Origin of the sequence: Pseudomonas sp. CROZ-RG-20F-R04-15 (assembly GCF_022662375.1) — a bacterium.
Taxonomy (GTDB): Bacteria; Pseudomonadota; Gammaproteobacteria; order Pseudomonadales; family Pseudomonadaceae; genus Aquipseudomonas.
In genome coordinates this window covers 1-3,513 of record NZ_JAKNQL010000052.1, presented here as the reverse complement: position 1 = coordinate 3,513, position 3,513 = coordinate 1, and the positions used below count along the sequence as shown (strand labels likewise).

The window sequence follows — 3,513 nt, the reverse complement described above, 5'->3', positions numbered from 1 at the left end:
AGTGCGCTTGTATTTCCTTCACCGAACAGCGGCGCAGGTAGAGGCGTTTTGCGGCTTCTTTAACTTCGGTCGAGTAGTTCATGGGCCGCAGTCTATGCGGCGAAAACCCCGGAAACGCGGGGTTAAATGCTGCTATCCGCCTATCTCTCGAAAATAGGAGAACCCTGAATTTCAACCGTTTGTTTGGCGGTAAACGGCTCCCTATCGTGGCGGCTCATTCAACGATTGAGCGCAGTCACCACTCATGCCCCGTTCCCTTGTCTCCTACTGGAAACGTGTAGCCACCAGCGGCCCGACCGTCGATGGCCGCGAGATCCTTCCCCAGGAACTGCGCGACATCGCCGAGACCTACACGCCGACTTTGTACACCGCTGTTATCTGGTGTGAGCACGAACGCTGGTTCGGATCTCACGGGACGGTTTTTGCTGTGCGCCTGGTCGAGGAGGGCGACGATCTGGAACCTGGCCAAGTCGCCCTTGAAGCGCAACTGAAGCCAAACGACAAGCTGCTGCGCCTGAACGACGCCGGCGAAAAGCTGTTCACCAGCATCGAGATCAAGCCGAATTTCCGGGGCCGTGGCAAAGCCTACATGACCGGTATCGCCGTCACCGACGAACCTGCCAGCGTCGGCACGCAGGAACTCTACTTCTCCAGTCGCACCAGCCGCGATGCTTACTACGCCGCATCTCAAGAACTCGGCCCTCTACGCGAAACCGAAGCGCAGGGCGAGATTGGCCGCCTTGTCGGCATGTTCACCCGCCTATTCAAGCGTTTCGGCATTGACGACACCGCCGCCGAAACCACTCCGCAAACCCCAACCGAGAGCAAACCCCCAATGGATGAAGCTACCGCCACGGCTCTGAAAGCCCTGCTGGCCCAGCTGCTGGTCGTCGCTGCCGGCATTCAGGCCGTGATTGAGCCTGCAGCCGAAGACGCACCAGAACCCGATCAAGCCCCGATCGATGACGTCAGCGCGGCAGTCGACGAGATCGTCACCACCGCCGAAGAAGAACGCGAATTCAAGCGCAACGGCGGCAGTTCCAACAAAGCAGTGTTGGCAGCTCTGACCAGTCTGCAGCAACAGTTCACCACGCTGCAGAACACCAGCACAGGCCGTCAGTTGCCGCGCTCCACCGGCGCAGCCGACAAAAACAAAGTGCGGGTACTCTGACATGGCCCGTTCCCTGAGCGCCTACGGCGCCAAGATGTATGCAGCCATGCAACTGGCCATGGCCGAAACCTACGGCGTCGAGCTGTCCAGCAAGATGTTCAGCGTTGAGCCGTCCATCACCCAGGAACTGAACGACGCCATCACCGCCAAGTCGGACTTCCTTTCGCGCATCAACGTCATTGGCGTGAGCGAAATCAAGGGCGAGAAGGTGTTCATCGGTGTGTCCGGCCCGGTGACTGGCCGTACTAATACCAAGACCACCGATCGCGAGGCGAAAGACGCCTCCGAGCTGGACAACACCACCTACGAACTCTCGTCCACCGAGTCGGACGTGGGTCTGCCGTACGCAAAAATCGACGCCTGGGCGAAATTCCCGGACTTCCATCAACGTTACTCGGCTGCTGTGCAGAAACAGATCGCGCTGGACCGCATCATGGTCGGTTTCCACGGCCTGAAAGCCGCTGCGCAGACCGATATTGCCGCTTACCCAATGCTGCAGGACGTGAACAAAGGCTGGCTGCAACAACTGCGCGAGCAAGCCCCACAGCAGGTACTCAAGGAAGGTAAAACCGCTGGCAAAGTAATCCTGGGGCAGGGCGGTGATTACGCCAACCTGGACGCTCTGGTGCATGACACCAAGCAAATGGTGGACGAACGCCTGCGCGATGGCGGCGACCTGATCGCCATTATCGGCACCGACCTGTTAGCGGCTGACAAGGCAAAGCTGTACGCCAAGCAGGGTGATACACCAACCGAGAAAGAGCGCATCGAGGACGCTCAGGTGATCGCTACTTATGGTGGTCTGCCAAGCTTTAGCGTGCCGTTCTTCCCGGTTAACGGCGTGCTGGTCACCAGTTGGGACAACCTGTCGATCTACTTCCAGGACTCCAGCTGGCGCAAGCAAACCGTAGACAACCCGAAACGCTCCCGTGTCGAGGATTACAACAGCCGCAACGAAGGCTACGTGATCGAGCAGTTGGAAAAGATCGCGTTTACTGAAAACGTTGAGTTGGCCGCATGAGCCTGGCCCTTGCCCACAAGCGCCGTACTTTGGCACAGGGGACCGCTGCAGTAATCGCTGCAGCCGCCGCACCGCTGGCGTATTCGCCGGCGGAAGCCCTGAGCAGCCCGGCCAACGCGAAAAAGCACCTGCTGCTGATGGAAGCCTCTCTGGATCAGGATCTGCAGCGCCTGAGCGATATCAAGGGTCTCGCTGGGCGTCAGGCACTCAAGCGCGAGGAACTGCTGCCCAAGTACCAGGACTTCATTCAGCGCTACATGGACTCGGGTCTGGTGATGCCGAACCGCGTTCTGGTGCAGGTGATGGTCTGGCTGTTCGACACCGAGCAGTTCGAAGACGGTCTGGCGCTGGCGGACTTTGCGATCGGGCAGGGCCAGGAGATGCCCGAGCGGTTTAAGCGCCGCGACGTGCAAACCTTCGTTGCGGACGCAGTGATCGATTGGGCTTACGCCGAATACAACGCGCAACGCAGCCCGGAGCCGTACCTGTCTGATCTGCTGTCGCGTGTCGACGGTGAATGGGAGCTGACCGAACAGATCCCGAGCAAGTACCACAAGTTGATCGGCATGCGCGCCATGGAGGCCGAGCAGTGGGAAACCGCGCTCCAGCATCTGGAACGCTCCACCGAGCTGTATGCGAAAGCCGGCAATGAGACGCGCATTGCGAAGTGTCGCAAGGCGATCGCCAAACAAACCCCCGCCGTGACCGGCGCCCAATAACCGACTACCCCCCCCCAGCGGGGAACTGTGGACGTGTGTCTGCCATTCATGGCCAGCCCCACGAAAAACAGTCTCCCCGCCCTATTCGAGCGGCCAGCAATGAGCTTTTCCGGGAAACCCACCACCTTTGTGGAACAGGCGATTGAGAACGACGGCTTCTGGCCGAACCTCTCCGTGTCCGAGTTTCAGAAGGGCTATCGCCTGCCGGCGGAGTACCTGGTAGACATGCTGGTCACTGATTTGACTACCGCGATGATTGAGATCAATCGCGATTTGTCCAAACGCAAAGGCCAATGGCAGAGCGTGGGCATCACATCCGTGGAATCTGGGGACCCTAAGGTGCTGCCTGACTCCACATTTCACGTAGCGACGTACAAGCGCGCTGTGTATTGCCGCGCCAAGTCCAGCTTGCTGACGCAGTTCGCCACGGTGAGCCGCCGTGAAAGCGCCGAAAACACCGGCAAAGAAATGCCCGAACGCGGCGAGACGTTTCTGCAGTTCAGTCAGCAGGCGGTTCGCTCGCTACAGGGGCGCGGCCGAATCACGGCGGCGATCATATGACCAAGCTGCAGACACTGACCGCGTATCTGTTGGAGCGTCGC

4 protein-coding genes are annotated in these 3,513 nt (G+C 59.5%); all 4 read left to right on the top strand.

Features of this window, described 5'->3' with window-relative positions; all coding sequences use genetic code 11:
* Positions 1 to 244: 244 nt before the first annotated feature.
* The 4 genes from L8H52_RS30155 to L8H52_RS30140 all read left to right on the top strand — a co-directional run bounded on the left by L8H52_RS30155 (position 245) and on the right by L8H52_RS30140 (position 3,472).
* Positions 245 to 1,171: a GPO family capsid scaffolding protein gene (locus L8H52_RS30155; protein ID WP_242210145.1), complete on the top strand. Its 927-nt coding sequence runs from the start codon at positions 245 to 247 to the stop codon at positions 1,169 to 1,171.
* Between the two features lies 1 nt (position 1,172).
* On the top strand, positions 1,173 to 2,192 hold the full coding sequence (locus L8H52_RS30150; protein WP_064392744.1) for a phage major capsid protein, P2 family: 1,020 nt from the start codon (positions 1,173 to 1,175) through the stop codon (positions 2,190 to 2,192).
* Positions 2,189 to 2,911 carry a phage terminase small subunit gene (gene gpM, locus L8H52_RS30145; RefSeq protein ID WP_242210146.1) on the top strand — a complete coding sequence of 241 codons (723 nt, stop codon included), beginning with the start codon at positions 2,189 to 2,191 and terminating at the stop codon, positions 2,909 to 2,911. Before L8H52_RS30150 ends, gpM begins: the two co-directional genes overlap by 4 nt.
* Positions 2,912 to 3,010: 99 nt before the next feature.
* Positions 3,011 to 3,472, top strand: coding sequence for a head completion/stabilization protein (locus L8H52_RS30140; RefSeq protein ID WP_242210147.1), 462 nt, complete (start codon positions 3,011 to 3,013; stop codon positions 3,470 to 3,472).
* Positions 3,473 to 3,513: the final 41 nt, after the last annotated feature.